Genomic DNA, 19,801 nt, shown 5'->3' with positions numbered 1-19,801 from the left:
GCCGGTCCGGATTCGTCCGGGCCGGCGGGCGCAAACCGGGGCGCAGGCCTGAAACAAGAGCCTCAGGAGGCTGATCGATGACTGTCACTCCCACTCCGACACCCATTGCGGCCGGCACGGTGCTGGCGCTACGGGGCGTCTCGAAGCGCTTCGGCGCGGTGCAGGCGCTGAAGAACATCGAACTGGACGTCCGCCCGGGCGAGGTGCTGGCCCTGGTCGGCGACAACGGCGCCGGCAAGTCGACGCTGGTGAAGACCATCGCCGGCGTCTACACCGCCGACGACGGCCAGATGGTGTTCGACGGGCAGGAAGTGCGGGTCGGCAGTCCGGCCGAGGCCCAGCAACTCGGCATCGCCACCGTCTTCCAGGACCTGGCGCTGTGCGACAACCTCGACGTGGTCGCGAACCTGTACCTCGGCAGCGAACTGCGCAAGGGTAATCTGCTCGACGAGGTCGAGATGGAGCGGTCCTCCTGGGAACTGCTCCGCCAGCTGTCTGCCAAGATCCCGAGCGTCCGGATCCCGGTGGCCAGCCTGTCGGGAGGTCAGCGGCAGACAGTCGCGATCGCCCGCAGCCTGCTCGGCCAGCCGAAGGTGGTGATGCTGGACGAACCGACCGCGGCCCTCGGCGTGGCTCAGACCGCCGAAGTGCTCAACCTGGTCGAACGGCTCCGCGAGCGTGGTCTCGCGGTGATCCTGATCAGCCACAACATGGCCGACGTGATGGCGGTCGCGGACCGGGTCGCGGTGCTGCGACTCGGCCGGAACAACGGGATCTTCACGGTCAGCGAGACCAAGACCCAGGACATCATCGCCGCCATCACCGGCGCCACGGACAACGCAGTCTCCGAGCGCGCCGCGCGCCGGACCCGTGAGGAAGGTGCCGCATCATGACCACCCCGGTCGACGGATCGAAGACCCCAGTGCAGGACACCGTCCCGGAGGCGCAAGACCCCGCGGTACTGCCGGCCGACCTGCAGGACGAGCGGCTGATCGCCAGCCGCGGCGTCAGCGGCGCGATCGCCGCGTTCACCTCCCGGCTGCGCTCCGGCGACCTGGGCTCGGTCCCGGTGGTGCTCGGGCTGATCATCATCTGGGCGGTCTTCCAGATCGCGAACAGCAACTTCCTGTCCAGCCGCAACCTGGTCAACCTGACCCTGCAGACCACCTCGGTCGGGGTCATCGCCCTCGGCATCGTCCTGGTCCTGCTGCTGGGCGAGATCGACCTCTCGATCGGTTCGGTCAGTGGCCTGGCCGCGGCGATCCTCGGTGTCACCTTCGTGAACGAGGGCTGGCCGCTCGCCCTGTCGGTGGTCGCGGGCATCGTCACCGGCGCCGTCATCGGTCTGTTCTACGGACTGCTCTACACCCGGTTCGGGGTGCCCAGCTTCGTGATCACGCTGGCCGGTCTGCTCGGTTTCCTGGGGCTGCAACTCCTGGTGCTGGGCAAGGAGGGTTCGCTGAACCTTCCGTTCGACTCGCCGATCGTCAAGTTCGCGACCCAGAGCTTCCTGTCCCCCGTCGTCTCGTACATCTTCATCGCCGTGACGGTCGCCCTCTACGCCCTGAGCCGGCTGCGGGGGCGCGGCCAGCGTCTCGCCGCAGGCCTGTCGGCTGCCCCGACGTCGATCATCGGTGTGAAGGCCGGTGCGCTGGCCGTGACGCTCCTGATCTCAGTGATCGTGCTGAACGGCGATCGCGGGATGCCGTCGATGTTCCTGCTGCTCCTCGTCCTGGTGGTCCTGACCGACATCGCCGTCCGGCGGACGCGGTGGGGCCGGTCCGTGATGGCGGTCGGCGGCAACGTCGAAGCCGCACGGCGAGCCGGTATCAACGTCCGGATGATCTACCTGACGGTGTTCGCGGCGTGCTCCACCTTCGCCGCCGTCGGTGGTCTTCTCGCCGCGGCCCGGCTGGTCGCGGTGAACCAGAGCAGCGGTGGCGGTGACACCAACCTGAACGCCATCGCGGCCGCTGTCATCGGTGGAACCAGCCTCTTCGGCGGCCGGGGTTCGGCGTACTCCGCGCTGCTCGGCGCGCTGGTGATCGTCTCGATCTCCAACGGCCTCAGCCTGCTCAGCCTGGACTCCAACGTCCGCTATATCGTGACCGCCGGCGTCCTGCTGGTCGCCGTCACGATCGACTCGCTGAGCCGCCGCAGCCGTCAGGCTCACGGCAGGGCGTAGCAGAGCCGGCGGGCCTCTGCCTGACCCCCTGCATCGGCAGGGGCCCGCCGTTCCAACCAGATCGCCCTCCCGGTGGGCAGAATGAGCCGCATGACGACTCGCAGGACGCCGATCCGGGCCCAGGCCACCACCGAGGACCAGCCGGTCACCACCCTGGAACTGTTCTTCGATCTGGTCTTCGTGTTCGCACTGACCCAGATCACCGCGCTGATGGCGCACGAGCTGACCTGGCACGGCGCGATCCGCGGCCTGCTGCTGATCGGGCTGATGTGGTGGAGCTGGATCGGTTTCTCCTGGCTCTGCAACCTGGTCAAGGCCGACGAGGGATCCATCCGGGGCGTCCTGCTCGCCGCGATGGCGGCGATGTTCGTGATCGCACTGGCCATCCCCGAGGCGTTCGACGACCTCCCCGGCGGTCTGTCCGGCCCGGTCGTGATCGCCATCGCGTACTTCGCCTTCCGGGCGATGCACCTTCTGTTGTTCTGGCTGATCGCGGACGGCGACAAGGTGCTCCGACGTACCCTCATCCGGTTCGCTCCGGGGATGCTGGCCGCGACAGCACTGCTGCTGGTCGCCTCCCAGTTCCACGGCACCACTCAGACCCTGCTGTGGGCCGCGGCCCTGGCCGCCGACTACGGCGGCACCGCCCTGATCGACGCTCGCGGCTGGCGGCTGAACTCACCTGCCCACTTCGCCGAACGGCACGGGCTGATCGTCATCATCGCGCTGGGCGAATCGATCGTGGCGATCGGCGTGGGCGTCACCGACCTGCCGATCTCCTGGCCGATCCTGGTCGCGTCCGTGCTCGGCCTGGCCGTCGCGACCGCGCTCTGGTGGATCTACTTCGACGCCACGGTCCACTACGGCGAACAGGCACTGGCCGCCGAGCCCCTGGAGACCCGGCCGAAGCTGGCCCGGGACGCCTACACCTTCCTGCACTTCCCGATGGTCGCGGGGATCGTGCTGCTGGCGCTCGGGCTCAAGAAGGTGCTCGAGTACGTCGGTGACACGAGCCACCACGACCTCGACGATCCGCTGAAGGGCGTCGGCATGTACGCCCTGTACTTCGGCGTCGTGCTGTATCTCCTGGGCCACGTGGGCTTCAAATGGCGAACCACGCATGCCCTCGGCACCTCACGACTGATCACCGCCGGCCTCTGCGTCATCGCAGTACTTGCCCTCGGCAAAGTTCCCGCGCTGGGCCAACTCGCAGTACTGACCGCTCTTCTCGTCGGTCTCGTCGCCTACGAGTCGGTCCGGTACGCCCAGGAACGTGAGGCGCTGAGGCACGGCGGTTGAGTCAGGCGGTGGCGGCGGTCAGGTCGACCTTCGGCTCCGCGAAGTGGCAGGCCGCGGCGTGGCCAGGGCCGGAGTGGGTGTGCGGGACCAGCGGTGGCTCCTGGGTCGCACAGATGTCCTCGGCCTTCCAGCAGCGGGTCCGGAACCGGCAACCGCTCGGCGGGTCGATCGGTGACGGCACGTCACCGACCAGCCGGATCCGCTCCTTCGGCGGTACGCCGCGGATGGTGCCGAGGTCGGGAGCGGCGGACAGCAGCGCCTGCGTGTACGGGTGCTGCGGAGCGCCGTAGATCTGCTCCCGCGGGCCCTGCTCGACGATCTTGCCCAGGTACATCACCGCGACCCGGTCACAGAAGTGCCGGACCACCCCGAGGTCGTGGGCGATGAAGACGAAGGCGATGCCCAGATCGCGCCGCAGGTCCTCGAGCAGGTTCATCACCTGCGCCTGGATCGACACGTCCAGGGCGCTGACCGGCTCGTCGGCGATGATCACCTCAGGCTCGACCGCGAGCGCCCGGGCGATACCGATCCGCTGGCGCTGGCCGCCGGAGAACTCGTTCGGGTACCGGTTGTGGTGCTCGGGGTTCAGGCCGACCCGCTCCAGCAACTCCTGGACGCGGTCGAGTTCCTTGCCCCTCTTGACCAGGTTGTGCACGCGCAGCGGCGTACTGATGATGTTGCTGACCGTCTGCCGCGGGTTCAGCGAGCTGTACGGGTCCTGGAAGACGATCTGCAACTGCCGCCGGAACGGGCGCAGGTCCTTCTCCTTCAACCGGGCGATATCCGTGCCCTTGAAGAGGATCTGGCCCGCCGTCGGGGTCAGCAGCCGGGTGATCATCCGGCCGGTGGTCGACTTGCCGCAGCCGGACTCGCCGACCAGACCGAGGCTGCCGCCGGGCTGCAGGTCGAAGCTCACGCCGTCGACCGCCTGGACGACCTTCCTGGTGCGGCCCAGTCCGGCCGCCTGCTTGATCGGGAAGTGCATCTTCAGGTCGCGGACCTCAAGCAAAGTTTCGCTCATATCTCCTCAGCCCTCCTCAGCCCAGTCTCGGCGCGACCTCGGCCTCGTAGATCGAGGCCTTGTCGTGCAGGTGGCAACGTGACGTGTGCGCGCCGGCACCGTCGACCGGCAGCAGCCCGGGCAGGTCGGTGGTGCAGCGCTCGCCCTTCACCCGGTCCTTGTACGGGCACCGGGGATTGAAGGAGCAACCGCTCGGCAGGCTCAGTAGGCTCGGTGGCAGGCCCTTGATCGGGCGGAGCCGCTCGTTCGCGGCCGAGACGGTCGGGATCGACTCGAGCAGCCCCCACGTGTAGGGCATCCGGGGCCGTGCCAGCACGTCCTCGGCGGTGCCGTACTCCACGCAGCGGCCCGCGTACATCACCAGGACGTCGTCGGCCATCTCGGCCACCACACCCAGGTCGTGGGTGATCAGCACGATCGCTGAGCCGAACTCCTTCTGCAGGTTGTTCAGCAGGTCCAGGATCTGCGCCTGCACCGTCACGTCGAGCGCGGTGGTCGGCTCGTCCGCGATCACCAGCTTCGGGTCGTTGACCAGGCCCATCGCGATCATCGCGCGCTGCCGCATCCCGCCGGAGAACTCGTGCGGGTACTGCTTGAACCGGCGCAGCGGGTTCGGGATGCCGACCAGGTCGAGCATCTCCAGCGCCCGCTTCTTCGCGACCTCCTTGGACACCTTGTGGTGCACCCGGTAGGCCTCGCTGATCTGGTTGCCCACCGTGTACAGCGGGTGCAGCGACGACTGCGGGTCCTGGAAGACCATCGCCACGGCGTCGCCGCGGACCTTCATCAGGTCGTGCTCGGACAGGCCGACCATCTCGTCGCCGCCGATCTGGATGGACCCGGTGATCTGGGTCCGCTTGCGGTCGTGCAGGCCCATCACGGCCATGCTGGACACCGACTTGCCCGACCCGGACTCGCCGACGATCGCCAGCGTCCGGCCCAGCGGCACGGCGTAGCTGAGACCGTTCACCGCGCTGACCACGCCGTCCGCGGTCGGGAACTTGACGGTCAGGTCCTCGACCACCAGGTACGGCGTCTCGCCGCTCGGCGTGACCGTGCTCTCCCGGCGCTCGCGGGTGGCGATGGCCGGATTGCGGCCCTCGGTGGGAACGGTGCCAGCCATACTTTCCTTCCCTCGCTCGTTCTCGGGTGTGATCACGAGAGCCTGACCCGCGGGTCGATGATGCTGTACGCGATGTCGACCAGGAAGTTCATCGCGACCAGGATGACCGAGGCAACGAGAACCGTGCCCATGATCACCGGCAGGTCGTAGTTCTGCAGGCTCTCGAGCACGAGGTTGCCCAGGCCCGGCAGGTCGAAGATCCGCTCGGTGAAGATCGCGCCGGCCAGGCTGCCGGCGATGTCCAGGCCGAAGATCGTGATCACCGGGATCAGGCCCGACCGGAGCGCGTGTTTGTAGGTGACCACCCGGTCGGACAGTCCCTTGGCCCGGGCGGTCCGGATGTAGTCCTCACTGAGGGTCTCCACCATCGAGCCCCGCGAGTACCGCGCGTACTGGGTGCAGTTGTAGACCCCGATCACCAGCCAGGGCGTCAACAGGCCGGCGAACCACTTCGCTGGATTGTCCGAGATCGGTGTGTACCCACCGCGCGGCAGGATCGGATACAGGATCGTCAGGTAGAGCGAGATCATCAGCGCGACGATGTAGTACGGCACCGAGCTGAGCACGAGGGTGCTGCTCATCAGCACCCGGTCGCCGGTGGTCCCGCGTCGCTTCGCGGCCATCGAGCCCACGAAGACACCGATGGTCAGGACCAGCACCGCGTACCCCGCGACCAGTGAGATCGTCACCGGCAGACGGGTCTTGAGCAGTTCGGTGACCGGACGGTCGCTCTTGAAGGAGAAACCGAGGCAGGGAGCCTTGCACTCCTGCACGACGCCGGCCGTCTCGAAGGTCCGTCCGGCGAAGATGCCTGCCGTGTACTCGGCGAACTGCTGCACCTTGGGTCGATCGAGATGCAGGTTCTCCCTGATCTCGTTGTAGCGCTGGGTGGTGCAGTTGCGCTCACCGCAGATCGACGCGGCAGGGTCTGTCGGCGCGACGAAGAACAGCGCGAAGGTCACGATCAGCGTGACCAGCACGACGCTGAGCGCGCTGACCAGCCGGCGCGCCACGAAGTAGAGCACGAGGTTTTCTCCTCACCGATCGGGGTGGTGACCGAACCGAGGTCCGGTCACCACCCCACCATCAGATGATCAGACTGCTAGGTGTTACCGCAGTCCGGATCAGGGCTGCTTCAGGTAGATCGAGGTGAACTCGGGCATACCCTGCGTCACGTCGTTGATGGCGTGACCGATGTTCTTGCCGACCGGGTACGCGCTGGCGCTGTAATACAGCGGCACGGCCGGCAGGTAGTTCTCCAGCAGGTTCTTGTCGAGCTTCGGCCACTCCTTCAGCTGCTCGTCCGGGCTGAGCGCCGCGATGCGGTCGATCTCGGCGTCGAGGGTCTTGTCCTGCAGCATGCCGACGCTGTTGCTCAGGTCGACGGCGTCGGACTTGAACAGCACCGGGAACCAGCTCGCACCCGATGGCCAGTCGGAGCACCAGCCGGAGGGGCCCTGACCGATGTTCACCGGGGCCTTGGTGTCGTTGCGCAGGGTGCGGATCTTGGCCTTCGAGACGCCGATCGCCTTCACCTTGAAGCCCGCGGCGGTGTACACCTGTGTCCGCAGCTGGTTGACCTGGTTCGCGATCTTGTCGTCGTTGGAGTAGTACCAGCTGAGCTCGAAGTTCTCCTTGCCGAGGTCCTTGAGCTTGCCCTTGATCTCCTGCGCGACGGCCGGGTCGTCCGCGCCCTTGCCGGTGCCGTTGAGGCCCGGGAGCTCGTACTTCTCGTAACCGGGAACGGCCGGCGGCAGGATCGTGGACGCCGGGATCGCGCTGTCCGGGGTCAGACCCGCGACCTTCCGCCAGGTTTCGAACGGGTAGGCCTGGGCGACCAGTTGCCGGACCTCGAGCGGGATCTTCCGGGTGTCCAGACCCCACAGGTAGGTGCAGGGCTGCTGACCCTTGATGATCTGGCTCTGGTCCTTGACCTCGGGGACGAGGCTGGAGTCCAGGTCGGTGTAGTTCAGCGTGTTCGCGTCCGGACCGGAGCTGGCCAGCACCTGACGCTGCACCTTGAGCAGGTCCTGGGAGAACTTGAAGTCCCAGCCGTCCGGGTACTGGTGCCGGACCGGGTCGGTGTTCGGGTCCCAGTTCGGGTTCTTGGTGAGCTTGAGCTCCGAGCCCTGCTGGTACGACGCGACCTGGTACGGGCCGGTCGTCATCGGCTTCTGCTCGTAGTTCTTCTGGGTGTCCTTGGCCTTCGGGATCGGCGTGAACACCGGGAAGGCGGCGTAGTACGGCAGGTCGTCGAACTTCTTCGCCAGGTGGATGATCAGGGTGCTCTCATCCGGCGTCTCGACCCCGGAGTAGTTGTCGCCGCTCTCGTACGGGCCGTGGTATTTGTCGCCGTCCTTGAAGAACTGCTTCTGGTACGTCGGGCCCGCGTCGTACAGCTCGGTGGCGAAGGACCGCTTGATCGCGTAGGCGTAGTCGGCGGCCTTGACCGGGCTGCCGTCGTTGTATTTGATGCCCTGCTTGAGCTTGAAGGTCCAGGTCAGGCCGTCGGCCGACCGGGTGCCCAGGTCCTCGGCGAGGTCGGGAACCAGGATCGGCTTGCCGGTCTTGTCATCCAGCTTGTACTGCGTCAGCGAGCGGTACATCAGCTTGCTGATCTGCATGCCGTCGACGAAGTAGGTGTTCGTCGGGTCGAACGTGTCCGGCGTGACGTCGGACAGGACAGTGACCGTGCCACCCTTCTTGGCGCCTTCGATCTCCGGCGCCGGGCCCTTCAGGGTCGGGTCCGTGGCCTTCACCTGGGCCGTGCCGGCGTCGCCCGTGTTGCCGCCGCTGTTGCTGTTCGACGACGGGCTGCCGCAGGCCGCAACGGCCAGCATGACCGTTGCCGCGACCGCGGTGATCCGTTTCCACTGCATTGTCGTATTTCTCCTTTTCTGCCGCTGGGGCAACGCCGGGCTACCGGCGAGTCTTGGGGTCGAAGGCGTCGCGCACGGCATCGCCGAGCAACGCGAGGGCAAGGACCAGGACCGTGATCCCCAGCACGGGGAGCCACAGGTAGAGGGGGTCGGCCTTGAACCAGTTGGTCGCGGTCGCGATGGTCTGGCCCCACGACGGTTTCGGCTCGATCAGGCCCACCCCGAGGAAGGACAGGCCCGCCTCCGCGGTCACGTACGCGGGCAGTGCCAGCGAGGCCGAGATCACGATCGGTGCGACCAGGTTCGGCAGCAGCTCCTTGAAGAGCACCTGCCGGGTCGGCACCCCGATCGCCTTCGCGGCCAGCACGAACTCCCGCTCGCGCAGCGACAGCACCTCGCCGCGGATGATCCGGGCCAGGCCGGCCCAGCCGAAGAACGAGAGCACGAAGATCAGCACGTAGAACCGGGTCGAGGCCTGCTCGTCGGGCGTCAGGTTGAACGAACCACCGCGCATCGACTCGACGATCGGCACCAGCGCGATCGCGAACAGCAGGTACGGCAGGCTCAGCACGAAGTCGATCACCCAGGAGATCAGCCGGTCGACCCAGCCGCCGAGGAAGCCGGCCAGCAGGCCCATCACCACGCCGACGACGGTGCCGAACAGGGTGGCCACGAACGCCACGATCAGCGACGGCTGCGCGCCATAGACCCAGCGGGCGAAGTTGTCCCGACCGGTCTTCGGCTCGACGCCGAACCAGTGGTCGGCGTTGATGCCGATCGTCGGGAAGCCGTACTCGTCGACCAGGTCGGTGTGGAAGGTGCTGATGTCGCCACCCTCGATCTTGGTCAGCAGCGGCGCGAACACCGCGATCAGGATGAAGAACAGCACGATGCCCGCACAGGTCATCGCGAGCTTGTCCTTGCGGAGCCGATCGATGGCGATCCGGGTCGGGGATTTTCCGTGGGCGACAGAGGCCTCGCGAACCGGCTCAGCCGATGCCGGGTGGTCCTCGACACCTACGGTCGAGTCGGGTGACCCAATACTCATTCGCGCTCCGTCAAATCTGTCAGCAGGATTCCGGTGCCGGACCCCGGCAGCGGTGTCGCTCGTGCCGAGCCTTTGCAGCTAGGTGCAATCTCGCCATATCCACTTGACAGATCGGCGAGACGGCCGCGCGCTAGCCTGCCCGACACCTTCACACCAAGCCAGCGGAGTGCACAAATCGTTACCGGAGTGCGGACAGGACCGGAACAAAACCCCCAAATCGTCACCGAGTGCGATCAGGGAGACGCGAAACGCGGCGGCACAGCGCCGTCAGTGGCCATATTGTGCCAAAATGTCACCGACTGTGAAGGGACTTCAGCAGCCGGTCGCCGACTACATCCCGTGATCGATCCTCGTCAGCTGGCGCCTGATCTCGGTCGCTCCCTCGATGTCGTCGGTGCGGACGGCCTCCTCGAGGGCAGCCCCGAAGACCTGCCTGGCCCTGTCAGCCCGGCCGGACGCCAGCTCGAGCCGGGCCTGAGCAGTCGCGTAGACAAGCTGCCCGGAGGGATCGGGGCGGAGTTCGAAGACCGTGGCAGCCCGGCTGAGCAGCTCGCGGGCCCGTTCCGGCCGCCCCAGCTCGGCCTGCAAGTGGGCCTCGATGGCGTCGACGTGCGCGCCACCCAGCTCATCCCCCAGCTCATCGACAGTCTCGCGAGCCTCCTGAACGACCTCGGTGGCCTCGGCCAGCCGGGCGGGATCCTCGAGCAGCACTCGCGCCAGCAGCACCAGGCGGATCGCCCTCAGCCGGCTGCCCGGCGGACTGAGCTCCACCGCCTGCCGGCGGGGTACCGCCGCCTCCCCCATCCGTCCCAGGGAATGCAGTGCGGACGCGATGTGGTCGAGGCCCCTAGCGCGGGAACCCTCCGCCTCCGGGTTCGCGTCGACGATGCGGAGGATCTCCTCGCCGACCTCGAAGGTCCGTTCGAAATGTCCGAGCGACGCCTCGATCCACGCGACCTGGGCCAGTGCCGCGATCAGAAGTTCCGTCACTCCGGCCCGCTGTGCCGAGCGCAGGCTCCGATCGGCCACGGCGACAAGCTCGGCATTGCCCACGTGGCTTTGGGCCAGGGCGCCGAACACGGCGCGATCAAGCTCGGCCTCGAGGGCCGTTTCGCCGGCCGCGACGACCGCGTTCCGGGCGAGCTCCAGCACCTCCTTCCGGACCTCACGGTTGTCCCGGACCGCCAGATATCCGTTGAAGCGGATCGCCAGCTGACCGGCGATCTCGGGCCAGTCACGCACCGCCAACCGCACCGCTGCGTGCACCACCGAAGTTGCGTCGTCCAGCCACGCCGCACCTCCGGCTGCCTCGGCCTCGGCGGCGGGTAGCTCCATACTGTCGACCTCGTCGAGCGGGACGTAGACAATGATCCCGTGGTTGACCTGCCCGTCCGCGATGGTCAGCAGGCGAAGGACCGTACCCAGGTAGTTCTGTTCGGCCTCCCGCCGCTCTTCCGCCGCCAGCTGGGCGAGACGCTCGGCCGCATAGGCGCGGACCAGATTGTGGAGGCTGTAGGTGGCCGGCTCCAGACGGCTGAGCTGGACCAGCCCTAGAGCTACCAGACTGTCCAGAGCGATGCGAGATTCGTCTTCCGAGATGCCAAGCAGAGGTGCCGCTGTCCAGGCAGGGAACTCGTCCGCGCCGATCAAGGCCAGCCGGGCGAAGAGGTGGTCAGCAGCGGGGGTGGCGACCCGGAGGGTGACCTCAAGGCTGGCCCGAACCGCGCGATCCCCCGCGACGAGGTAGTCGAGCCGCTGGACGTCGTCTGCGAGGGCTTTGGCGACGTCGAGGACATCCTCGCCGGCCAGCGCCAGACGCGCTCCCACGATGCGCAGCGCCAGCGGCAGCCCGACACAGTGCCGGACCACCTCGGTCAGGTCGTCGGCGACGACGCCGGACAGCTTGCCCAGCAACTCCGCGCTGGTCTCCTCGGTCAGTGGCAGGATCTCGCGGTGGGTAGCGTCCTCCAGACCCAGAATCGGCCGGCGGGCCGTGACGACGACACCGCAGCGCCCATCGGCCGGCAGCAGCGGCCGCAGTTGCGCGGCGTCGACAACGTCGTCGAAGACCAGGAGTACGGACTTGCCGGCCAGACGGCTGCGCAGTAAGGAAGCCCGTTCCTCCAGCGAGTCCGGCATGGTCTGTCCGTCCACACCGAGCGACCGCAGTAGCCGCCCAGCAACAACCCTCGGCGGCAGCGCGTCCCCGTTCACGTCCTGCAGCCGGGCAAACAACTGCCCGCCCGGGTACTGCGCAGCCAGCGTGTGCCCCAACCGGATTGCGGCAGCCGACTTCCCAGTCCCAGCCGCCCCATACAGACAGACAACAGCCGGTACGCCGTCCGGCCGACCTCCGCGAGTCAGCTCAGCCGACAGCTCCTCCAGTACTGCGTCCCGTCCGACAAGCACGCCGATATCCGCCGGGAGCTCCCGTGGCCCGGCTGAGAACTCGGTGTGGTCCAGCGAGTCGTCCTGCCGCAGGATCGCCACCTGCAGCTCTCGCACCTCCGCACCCGGCTCTACTCCCAGTTCCTCATCCAGATGCCGGGCGAGATCCGCATAAACCGCGAGAGCGTCTGTCTGACGCCCCGAGCGGTACAGCGCCAGCATCCGGGTGGCAGCCAGCGTCTCCCGGGTCGGCTGTAGCGCTGTCAGCTCCGCCAGCTCTGGCAGCAATTCCTGGTGCCGCCCGAGAGCGAGCTCAGTGGTCAGGCGAAGTTCCTGAGCGGCCCATCGGGATTCGTCGAGTCCCCCGCACAGGCGTCGGCGTACGTCCTCTGAGGCGACGTCCGCCAGAGCATGGCCGCGCCAGAGGGCCAGGGCGTCGACCAGTAGCTTGCGGCGTTGCTCCAGATCCTCCAGCGGCTTGGCCTGCTCGACCAACGACATGAACCGCTCAATGTCCGTGCGCCCGGGCGGCACTGCAATGGCGTAGCCGTGGGGGCCAATGGTGAGTTGACTCTCTCCTGCAGCAAGGACACCGCGCAGACGCGAGGCATAGACCTGCAGAGCTCGCTTGGGATGTCCAGGCAGCTTGTCCGGCCACAGCAGCTCGATCAACCGCTCGGCCGGCACAGCCTTGCCCGGCTCCAGCAACAAGACAGCGAGCAGCAACCTCTCCTGGCGCCGCTTCAGCTCCACCTGCTGGCCGGCCGACCAGATCTGCACGGAGCCCAGCAAGAGGAATTCCACGGCCGCAGCGTACTGGTCAGCTCTCGCGCACGTGCACGGTCACGAACGGAGGTTTGACCACCTCGAACGCCTCCTGCCGACCGCGAATGTCCACGGCCACCTGGTCGCCCTCCTTCACCCCCGCCTCCAGCAGCGCCAGGGCGATGCCCTTCTTCAGCGTCGGCGAGAACGTGCCGGACGTCACCTCGCCCAGCTTGCTGCCGGCCGGATCCACGACGGTCATGTGCGGACGGGGAATCCCCCGGCCGACCGCACGCAGACCGCGGAGGATCCAGGCGGGCCCGGCCTCCTTCTCCGCCCGCAGAGCCGCATCGCCCCAGAAGTGCTCCTTCTTCCAGCCGACGGCCCAGCCGGACCGCGCCTGCACGGGCGTGATGTCCAGCGAGATGTCCTGGCCGTGCAGCGGGTAGCCCATCTCGGTCCGCAGGGTGTCACGCGCGCCCAGTCCGGCCGGGACGATCCCGTACTTCTCCCCTGCCGCCAGCAGCGCGTCGAACACGGCCACAGCGGCCTCGTTCGGTACGACGAGCTCGTACCCGCGTTCCCCGGTGTAACCCGTGCGGCAGACGACGACCGGAGTACCGGCGTAGTCAGCGACGGCGAAGGACATGTAGTCGTGGCCGGTCGGCAGCCCGATCGCGGCGACCACCTCATCGCTGTCGGTCCCCTGGACGGCCAGGATCGCGTAGTCGTCATGTGTATTGGTGACGACCACTCCGTCCGGCGCCTCGGCCTGCAGTCGGCGGACCACCTCGGCCGTGTTCGCGGCATTGGGAATCAGGAACACATCGTCATCGGCATGCAGATACGCGATCAGGTCGTCCACCACGCCGCCGTTCTCGGCACAGCACAGCGTGTACTGCGCCTGGCCGGGGGCGATCTTGCCCAGGTCGTTCGTCAGACAGGAGTTCACGTACGCCGCCGCGCCCGGTCCCTTGACGGTCGCCTTGCCCAGGTGACTCACGTCGAACACGCCGACGGTGGTCCGGACGGCGGTGTGCTCCGCCACCACCCCGCTGTACTCCAGCGGCATCTCCCAGCCACCGAACTCGGCGAACTTCGCGCCGAGTGTGACGTGCCGCTCATGCAACGGGGACTTCTTCAGGACGGGGGACTCAGTCATGCAGCGGAACTTACCGGACGCGTAGCATGCGAAGGCAGTATTCACGTACCGTCACGACCGGCACATTGCCATCCGGTCAAGGAGGACTGAGGATTTCGTGAGCACCATCACCCTGAGCAAGTCCGATGCGGCAGGCGTCAAGACCGACGTCGTGGTCATCGGCGTGGTCAAACTCGACGGCGGCGTCACCCTGCCCGCCGGCACCGAGTCGCTGAACGCCGCGTACGGCGGGAAGCTGGTGGAGGTGCTGTCCGCTCTAGGCGCCACCGGCAAGGCCGGTGAGGTGACCAAGGTGCCCGGGCCGAAGCCGGGCAAGTCGGCCACCCTGATCGCCGTCGGCCTCGGCAGCGCCCCCGACGGCGCGCTGAAGACCGAGGACCTGCGCACCGCCGCCGGGATCGGCGTCCGCGCCGCCAAGACCGCCCAGTCGATCGCCTTCGCGCTGCCGACGCCGGATGCCGAGTGCGTCCGGGCGGTCGCCGAGGGCGCGCTGATCGGCCGGTACTCGTTCAACGCCTACAAGTCCGAGGCGACCGACGACGTACCGGGCAACCTGACCGTGCTGACCGACCTGGCCCGCAGCAAGGAGGCCAAGGCCGCACTCGAGCGCGCCGAGATCGTCGCCGACGCCGTCCACCAGGTGCGCGACTGGGTGAACACTCCCCCGTCCGACCTGCACCCGACCGAGTTCGCGGAGCACGTGCAGAAGCTCGCCAAGGACCACGGCGTCAAGGTCGAGGTGCTGGACGAGAAGGCTCTGGCCAAGGGCGGGTACGGCGGCATCCTCGGCGTCGGCCAGGGGTCCACCAACCCGCCGCGGCTGATCCGCCTCACCTACACCCCCCGCAAGCCGGTGACGCACCTGGCCTTCGTCGGCAAGGGCATCACCTTCGACTCCGGCGGCCTGTCGCTGAAGACCGCCAGCGGCATGATCAGCATGAAGGCCGACATGGCCGGCGCCGCCGCGGTGGTCGGCGCCACGATCGCGATCGCGCGGCTCGGCCTCCCGGTCCAGATCACCACGTACGCCGCGATGGCGGAGAACATGCCGTCCGGTTCGGCCGCGCGCCCGTCCGACGTCCTCACCATGTACGGCGGGAAGACCGTCGAGGTGCTCAACACCGACGCGGAGGGCCGACTGGTTCTCGGCGACGCGCTGGTCCGGGCCTCCGAGGACCACCCCGACCTGATCGTCGACGTGGCCACCCTGACCGGCGCCTGTGTCGTTGCCCTCGGCACCAAGGTCGCCGGCGCCTTCGCGAACTCCGACACCGCCCGGGACCGGGTCGTCGACGCCGCGGTGATCGCGGGTGAGGCGATGTGGCCGCTGCCCGTTCCCTCGGAGATGCTGGACAAGCTGCGCTCGCACTCCAAGGTCGCGGACCTGGCGAACATCACCGGTGAGCCCTGGGGCGGCGCGCTCGCGGCCGCGGCCTTCCTCGGCGATTTCGTTGCTGACGGCATCGACTGGGTGCACCTGGACGTGGCCGGCCCAGCGTTCAACGACGGCGGCGCGTCCGGTTACACCTCCAACGGCGGCACCGGGTACTCCGTCCGCACGCTGGTGGAGCTGGCCGCCTCAGCGACCTGAGCCGTAGCGGATCTCGAGCATCGTGCAGCCTTCGTCGGTGCGGTACGGGCCATGCGGCATTCCCGGCCGCCTGGACGCGTAGTCGCCGCTGGCGAAGGTCTGCCCGAGGCTGAGATCCGTCAACGAGCCCTCGAGCAGATAGACCTCCTCGAAGTACTCGTGCCGGATCACGTCCTCGCCCGAAACGGTTCCCGGCGCCCAGCGCGCCACCCTGGTCAGCGTCCCGTCCCCTGGATCCTGACTCAGCACCCGCTGGCTGATGCCAGCGTCATCCACGGTCCACGGCACATCGCCGGTGGCGAAGAACTCATGCTCTGTTTTCATGGTTAGTCCCAGGCCTCGGCGAGCCGCTCCACGGAGTACAGGATCTTGCTGGTGACGCCGCGCGGATCGGTCAGCTCGACCCGCCAGGCGTCCGCGAACTGGTCGACGCCCGCGATCATCGGGATCGTCCCGCTCAGCAGCACCGTCCCCGGCCGCAGCCTGTCCCCCAGCTCCTTCACCCAGTACGCCGGGGGCAGCAACTGCGCGAGCGTGCCGTCCTGGATGAGCTGTTCCTCCGCGCCATGCCGGACCCACGCCTTCAGGGTGAAGTCGTCCAGCTCGTCCTCGATGTCGCGCAACGGCCAGGCGACATCGCCGAGCAGATCCGGGGCGGACTGCTTGCTCCAGGCGACACCGTGCACCTCGAGCGCCCGGTCGGTGTGATCGCAGGCCGCCGTCAGCAGCAGATCGTCCGGGCCATCGCCCACGACCAGCGCCCACTCCGCCTCACCTGACGTCTTGCCGTGCGCGACCTGGACGACCTCCGGCCGCCCGACGAGCGACGCGGACAGCGGGTAGAGCGTGGGGATCCGGTTCGGCGCCGGGACCCCCAGTTCGGCGAGCTCGTCCACGTGGTGCTGCACCTGCTCGGTGTCGCGGCCGGCGTACCCGGCGTTGAGCGCATAACGGACGGCGATCTCGCGCTCACCGCCGTCGGGCAGTGTGAAATGCAGGATCTGTGTCACAGGAAGAACCTCCGCCGATTGTCAGTCATCGCTTGCGTGAACACGCTGTATACAGCAAGTATGGAGCATTCCCCGCTAGGAGGTCCACCCGATGTCCACGCCCACTGCCCCCGCGCCCGCCTCATCGGCAGTCCCCGCAGACCGGCGCAGCCTGTATCGGCCGCAAGCGGGTGCTGGTCGCCACCTTGCTGCTGATCGGCGTGGCCACCTTCTTCATCGGATTGCTGCCGACCCACGCCCAGGCCGGCGCCCTGGCTCCGACGCTGCTGGTGTTCCTGCGCTTCGTCCAGGGCGTCGGTGTGGGCGGCGAATGGGGTGGCGCCGTCCTGCTGAGCAGCGAGTTCAGTCAGGCCGGGCAGCGGGGGTTCTGGGCCTCGGCCGCGCAGGTCGGACCGCCGCTGGGCACGCTGATGGCGAACGGAGTGCTCGCGGTTCTCGCCGGCCTGCTCTCCGAGGACGCGTTCCTGAGCTGGGGTTGGCGGATCGCGTTCCTGTTGTCCGCAGTACTGGTCGCGTTCGGGCTGCGACTCGGCCGCGCAGTACAGGACGACGACGCGGTCAGCCCTGCATGAATCAGCCCTGCATGAGGATTGAGCCGGTGGTGTCGAGGTGGCGGAGGATCGCCGCCTCGGCCGCCGCCGCGTCCCCCGAGGCGAGTCCGTCGACGATGGCCTGGTGCTCGACCAGCACGTCCTGTCGCCGGGTTGCCTTGCGCTGCAGGGCTACCACACCAAGCAGGACGTGCCGGGCCCGCAAGCTGTCGTACAGCCGGCCGAGTACGGAGTTGCCCCCTGCAGCGACCAGCAGGGCGTGGAACTGGCTGTCCAGCTCGATGAACTCCTTGGCGTCGCCCTTGTCGACGATGGCCCGCTGCTGCGCCAGTACTGCGGACATCGGCTCGACCGGGGCATCGCCGGAGGCCAGGCAGGTGGTTGCCGCCCAGCTCTCGATCACCCCGCGCGCCTGCATCATCTCGGCGATCTCCCGGCCCGGCACCGGCGCGACGAACGCGCCGCGATGCGGGACCAGCTGGACCAGGTCCTCAGCCGCAAGCATCAGCAGCGCCTCTCGGACCGGAGTACGGGAGATGCCGACCTCGGTCGCGACGGCCTGCTCGTTGATGAAGGTGCCGGAGACCGCGGGGTCGCTGAGCACGGTCCGCCGCAGGTACTGGTAGGCGCGGTCACGGCCGGAGTCCCCACTCAATTGCATACTAAATGTATACAGCCTTGGAGGGTTCATGACATCTCTACGAGTCGCCGCCGCCCAGATCGGCGCCGGTCCCGATCCTGTGGCCAATCTAGCCACCGCCACCGACGCCGTACGCCGAGCCGCCGCCGCGGGGGCTGAGCTGGTCGCGCTCCCGGAGGCCACGCTCGCCGCGTTCGGCACCGACCTGCGAGCGGTCGCGGAACCGTTGGACGGGCCGTTCGCGACTGGCCTGCGCAAGGTGGCCGCCGAACTCGGGGTCGTCGTCATCGCGGGACTCTTCGAGCCGGCCTCCGACGGACGGGTCCACAACACCCTGCTGGCGACCGGCCCGGACGTCGAGACGTCGTACCGCAAGATCCACCTGTACGACGCCTTCGGTTCGCGCGAGTCAGACCTGGTTGCTCCCGGCAATGAGCTGGTGACCTTCGAACTGCGAGGCCTCACCGTCGGCCTCGCCACCTGCTACGACCTGCGGTTCGCGGCCCAGTTCACCGAACTCGGCCGGGCCGGGGCCCACCTCATCGTCGTACCGGCGTCCTGGGGCGCAGGTCCCGGCAAGGAAGAACAGTGGGATCTCCTGACCAGAGCCCGGGCCGCCGACGCCCAGTCCTGGCTCCTCGCCTGCGACCAGCCCTGGACCCCACCCACCGGCAGCGATCCCCTGGGCATCGGCCGAAGCGTCCTAGCCGACCCCCTCGGCCGCATCAGCACTCGCCTGGCGGCCGCCCCCGACATTCTCCTTGCCACCGTCAACGACACGCTCCCCAGCACGACCCGGGAAAGCGTCCCCATCCTCTAGCCGGAGCAGAAGCTCAGGCGAGGCCGTTCTTCTTCTGGCGGGCGTTGTACTCGCGCATCCGGGGCGGATAGCCGACGACGGCCGCGTCGTAGGAGGGGACGCCCATCTTGTTGGCGAAGTTGTGGGCCCACTGGACCGAGGGGACGCGGCGGCGGGTCCATTCACCGTCGATGGCGACCAGCAGCAGGGTGTAGTCGGTCACCGCCGTCTTAGGCTCGACGAACCCCTCGACGCCCTGCCGCGTCTGGGCAAACTCCCTCAGGTGCGCCTGGTCGGGGTTGTCCGACTTACGCATCGTGCCCGGCTTCTGCCGGCGACCGAACCACTTCATGCAGACAGTGTCCACTATCCCCGCAAGTCGGGCGACGAGCCCGGGAGCGACTGTGGTGGGCTTCGGTGACAAGATGACGCCGGGCCGGAACTCCGCGATCCGGGGGCCGCCCGCCGACCTGTAGACCACGGAGGAACCTGTGACCAACCCTGCAGACAGCACCCAGACCTTTGACCTGCTGATCCTCGGCGGTGGCAGCGGTGGCTATGCGGCCGCGCTGCGGGCCGCGACCCTGGGTCTGTCGGTGGCTCTGGTGGAGAAGGACAAGGTCGGCGGCACCTGCCTGCACCGCGGCTGCATCCCGACCAAGGCGCTGCTGCACGCGGCCGAGGTGGCCGACTCGGCGCGCGAGGGCGAGCAGTTCGGCGTCCGGACCACGCTCGAGGGCGTCGACATGGGCGGCGTGAACAAGTACAAGGACGGTGTGGTCGACCGGCTCTTCAAGGGCCTGCAGGGCCAGATCAAGGCCCGCGGTATCACCACGATCGAGGGCGAGGGACGGCTCACGTCCCCGACGACGGTCGCGGTGAACGGTACGACGTACACCGGCAAGAACGTCATCATCGCGTCCGGCTCCTACTCGCGCTCGCTGCCGGGTCTGGAACTCGACGGCAACCGGGTGATCGCCAGCGAGCACGCCCTGACCCTCGACCGGGTACCCGAGTCCGCGGTGATCCTCGGCGGCGGCGTGATCGGCGTCGAGTTCGCCAGCGCCTGGACCTCGTTCGGTACCAAGGTGACGATCGTCGAGGCACTCCCCCGGCTGGTCCCGGCCGAGGACGCCGACTGCAGCAAGACGCTGGAGCGGGCGTTCCGCAAGCGCAAGATCGCCTTCAAGACCGGTACGTCGTTCGAGTCGGTCGACACCGGAGACAACGGGGTGCGTGTCACCGTCGCCGGCGGTGAGGTGATCGAGGCCGAACTGCTGCTGGTCGCCGTCGGCCGCGGCCCGAACACCTCCGGCCTCGGCTACGAGGAGGTCGGCGTC

18 protein-coding genes are annotated in these 19,801 nt (G+C 68.1%); 7 read left to right on the top strand and 11 right to left on the bottom strand.

The window, feature by feature from the left end:
* Window positions 1-77: 77 nt before the first annotated feature.
* The 3 genes from VFG33_RS39580 (at window position 78) to VFG33_RS39570 (ending at window position 3,484) form a co-directional block, all read left to right on the top strand.
* Window positions 78-893 (top strand): ATP-binding cassette domain-containing protein, encoded by an 816-nt coding sequence (locus VFG33_RS39580; protein ID WP_325058182.1) that lies wholly within the window; start codon window positions 78-80, stop codon window positions 891-893.
* Entirely contained in the window at window positions 890-2,185 is a 1,296-nt protein-coding gene (locus tag VFG33_RS39575; protein ID WP_325058181.1) for a sugar ABC transporter permease, read from the top strand. Before VFG33_RS39580 ends, VFG33_RS39575 begins: the two co-directional genes overlap by 4 nt.
* A gap of 90 nt (window positions 2,186-2,275) precedes the next feature.
* Entirely contained in the window at window positions 2,276-3,484 is a 1,209-nt protein-coding gene (locus VFG33_RS39570) for a low temperature requirement protein A (RefSeq protein WP_325058180.1), read from the top strand.
* A gap of 1 nt (window position 3,485) precedes the next feature.
* On the opposite strand, the gene VFG33_RS39565 is transcribed toward VFG33_RS39570, so the two are convergent.
* The 7 genes from VFG33_RS39565 to gcvT all read right to left on the bottom strand — a co-directional run bounded on the left by VFG33_RS39565 (window position 3,486) and on the right by gcvT (window position 13,870).
* Entirely contained in the window at window positions 3,486-4,505 is a 1,020-nt protein-coding gene (locus VFG33_RS39565; protein ID WP_325058179.1) for an ABC transporter ATP-binding protein, read from the bottom strand.
* A 16-nt stretch (window positions 4,506-4,521) separates the two neighbouring features.
* The gene (locus VFG33_RS39560; RefSeq protein WP_325058178.1) at window positions 4,522-5,628 is read right to left on the bottom strand and encodes an ABC transporter ATP-binding protein; all 1,107 of its coding nucleotides are present in this window, start codon (window positions 5,626-5,628) and stop codon (window positions 4,522-4,524) included.
* A gap of 32 nt (window positions 5,629-5,660) precedes the next feature.
* The gene (locus VFG33_RS39555; RefSeq protein ID WP_325058177.1) at window positions 5,661-6,653 is read right to left on the bottom strand and encodes an ABC transporter permease; all 993 of its coding nucleotides are present in this window, start codon (window positions 6,651-6,653) and stop codon (window positions 5,661-5,663) included.
* 99 nt (window positions 6,654-6,752) lie between these two features.
* Window positions 6,753-8,507, bottom strand: a complete 1,755-nt coding sequence (locus VFG33_RS39550; protein ID WP_325058176.1) for an ABC transporter substrate-binding protein — start codon at window positions 8,505-8,507, stop codon at window positions 6,753-6,755.
* 40 nt (window positions 8,508-8,547) lie between these two features.
* Entirely contained in the window at window positions 8,548-9,555 is a 1,008-nt protein-coding gene (locus VFG33_RS39545; protein WP_325058175.1) for an ABC transporter permease, read from the bottom strand.
* Between the two features lie 330 nt (window positions 9,556-9,885).
* Entirely contained in the window at window positions 9,886-12,747 is a 2,862-nt protein-coding gene (locus tag VFG33_RS39540) for an AfsR/SARP family transcriptional regulator (protein WP_325058174.1), read from the bottom strand.
* Between the two features lie 16 nt (window positions 12,748-12,763).
* Entirely contained in the window at window positions 12,764-13,870 is a 1,107-nt protein-coding gene (gene gcvT, locus VFG33_RS39535; RefSeq protein ID WP_325058173.1) for a glycine cleavage system aminomethyltransferase GcvT, read from the bottom strand.
* A gap of 97 nt (window positions 13,871-13,967) precedes the next feature.
* Here gcvT and VFG33_RS39530 point away from each other — a divergent pair, with 97 nt between their 5' ends.
* Window positions 13,968-15,461, top strand: coding sequence for a leucyl aminopeptidase (locus VFG33_RS39530; RefSeq protein WP_325058172.1), 1,494 nt, complete (start codon window positions 13,968-13,970; stop codon window positions 15,459-15,461).
* On the opposite strand, the gene VFG33_RS39525 is transcribed toward VFG33_RS39530, so the two are convergent.
* Together VFG33_RS39525 and VFG33_RS39520 are read right to left on the bottom strand one after the other, a co-directional pair.
* Window positions 15,450-15,785: a cupin domain-containing protein gene (locus VFG33_RS39525; RefSeq protein WP_325058171.1), complete on the bottom strand. Its 336-nt coding sequence runs from the start codon at window positions 15,783-15,785 to the stop codon at window positions 15,450-15,452. The genes VFG33_RS39530 and VFG33_RS39525 overlap by 12 nt on opposite strands.
* Window positions 15,786-15,787: 2 nt before the next feature.
* The gene (locus VFG33_RS39520; protein ID WP_325058170.1) at window positions 15,788-16,471 is read right to left on the bottom strand and encodes a DUF2848 family protein; all 684 of its coding nucleotides are present in this window, start codon (window positions 16,469-16,471) and stop codon (window positions 15,788-15,790) included.
* Between VFG33_RS39520 and VFG33_RS39515 the strand changes: the two genes are divergently transcribed.
* Complete coding sequence (locus VFG33_RS39515; protein ID WP_325058169.1) at window positions 16,465-17,043, top strand: MFS transporter; 579 nt, start codon at window positions 16,465-16,467, stop codon at window positions 17,041-17,043. The two genes, VFG33_RS39520 and VFG33_RS39515, sit on opposite strands and share 7 nt — an antisense overlap.
* A 1-nt stretch (window position 17,044) precedes the next feature.
* Here VFG33_RS39515 and VFG33_RS39510 read toward each other — a convergent pair whose 3' ends face one another.
* Window positions 17,045-17,683 carry a GntR family transcriptional regulator gene (locus VFG33_RS39510; protein WP_325058168.1) on the bottom strand — a complete coding sequence of 213 codons (639 nt, stop codon included), beginning with the start codon at window positions 17,681-17,683 and terminating at the stop codon, window positions 17,045-17,047.
* A gap of 28 nt (window positions 17,684-17,711) precedes the next feature.
* Between VFG33_RS39510 and VFG33_RS39505 the strand changes: the two genes are divergently transcribed.
* On the top strand, window positions 17,712-18,482 hold the full coding sequence (locus VFG33_RS39505) for a carbon-nitrogen hydrolase family protein (protein ID WP_325058167.1): 771 nt from the start codon (window positions 17,712-17,714) through the stop codon (window positions 18,480-18,482).
* Between the two features lie 13 nt (window positions 18,483-18,495).
* Here VFG33_RS39505 and VFG33_RS39500 read toward each other — a convergent pair whose 3' ends face one another.
* Window positions 18,496-18,813 carry a hypothetical protein gene (locus VFG33_RS39500; protein ID WP_325058166.1) on the bottom strand — a complete coding sequence of 106 codons (318 nt, stop codon included), beginning with the start codon at window positions 18,811-18,813 and terminating at the stop codon, window positions 18,496-18,498.
* A gap of 139 nt (window positions 18,814-18,952) precedes the next feature.
* Here VFG33_RS39500 and VFG33_RS39495 point away from each other — a divergent pair.
* On the top strand, window positions 18,953-19,801 hold an 849-nt coding region (locus VFG33_RS39495; protein ID WP_325058165.1), incomplete at its 3' end, for an FAD-dependent oxidoreductase.

This window comes from Kribbella sp. (assembly GCF_035687465.1).
Lineage (GTDB): Bacteria > Actinomycetota > Actinomycetes > Propionibacteriales > Kribbellaceae > Kribbella.
The sequence above is the reverse complement of the archived record's forward strand: the minus strand, read 5'-3'. Positions and strand labels throughout refer to the sequence as shown.

Bases quoted from the DNA above. Each gene is read 5' to 3' on its own strand.
- VFG33_RS39580 (WP_325058182.1), top strand. From the start codon at position 78: ATGACTGTCACTCCCACTCCGACACCCATTGCGGCCGGCACGGTGCTG.
- VFG33_RS39575 (WP_325058181.1), top strand. From the start codon at position 890: ATGACCACCCCGGTCGACGGATCGAAGACCCCAGTGCAGGACACCGTC.
- VFG33_RS39570 (WP_325058180.1), top strand. From the start codon at position 2,276: ATGACGACTCGCAGGACGCCGATCCGGGCCCAGGCCACCACCGAGGAC.
- VFG33_RS39565 (WP_325058179.1), bottom strand. From the start codon at position 4,505: ATGAGCGAAACTTTGCTTGAGGTCCGCGACCTGAAGATGCACTTCCCG.
- VFG33_RS39560 (WP_325058178.1), bottom strand. From the start codon at position 5,628: ATGGCTGGCACCGTTCCCACCGAGGGCCGCAATCCGGCCATCGCCACC.
- VFG33_RS39550 (WP_325058176.1), bottom strand. From the start codon at position 8,507: ATGCAGTGGAAACGGATCACCGCGGTCGCGGCAACGGTCATGCTGGCC.
- VFG33_RS39545 (WP_325058175.1), bottom strand. From the start codon at position 9,555: ATGAGTATTGGGTCACCCGACTCGACCGTAGGTGTCGAGGACCACCCG.
- gcvT (WP_325058173.1), bottom strand. From the start codon at position 13,870: ATGACTGAGTCCCCCGTCCTGAAGAAGTCCCCGTTGCATGAGCGGCAC.
- VFG33_RS39525 (WP_325058171.1), bottom strand. From the start codon at position 15,785: ATGAAAACAGAGCATGAGTTCTTCGCCACCGGCGATGTGCCGTGGACC.
- VFG33_RS39510 (WP_325058168.1), bottom strand. From the start codon at position 17,683: ATGCAATTGAGTGGGGACTCCGGCCGTGACCGCGCCTACCAGTACCTG.
- VFG33_RS39505 (WP_325058167.1), top strand. From the start codon at position 17,712: ATGACATCTCTACGAGTCGCCGCCGCCCAGATCGGCGCCGGTCCCGAT.
- VFG33_RS39500 (WP_325058166.1), bottom strand. From the start codon at position 18,813: ATGAAGTGGTTCGGTCGCCGGCAGAAGCCGGGCACGATGCGTAAGTCG.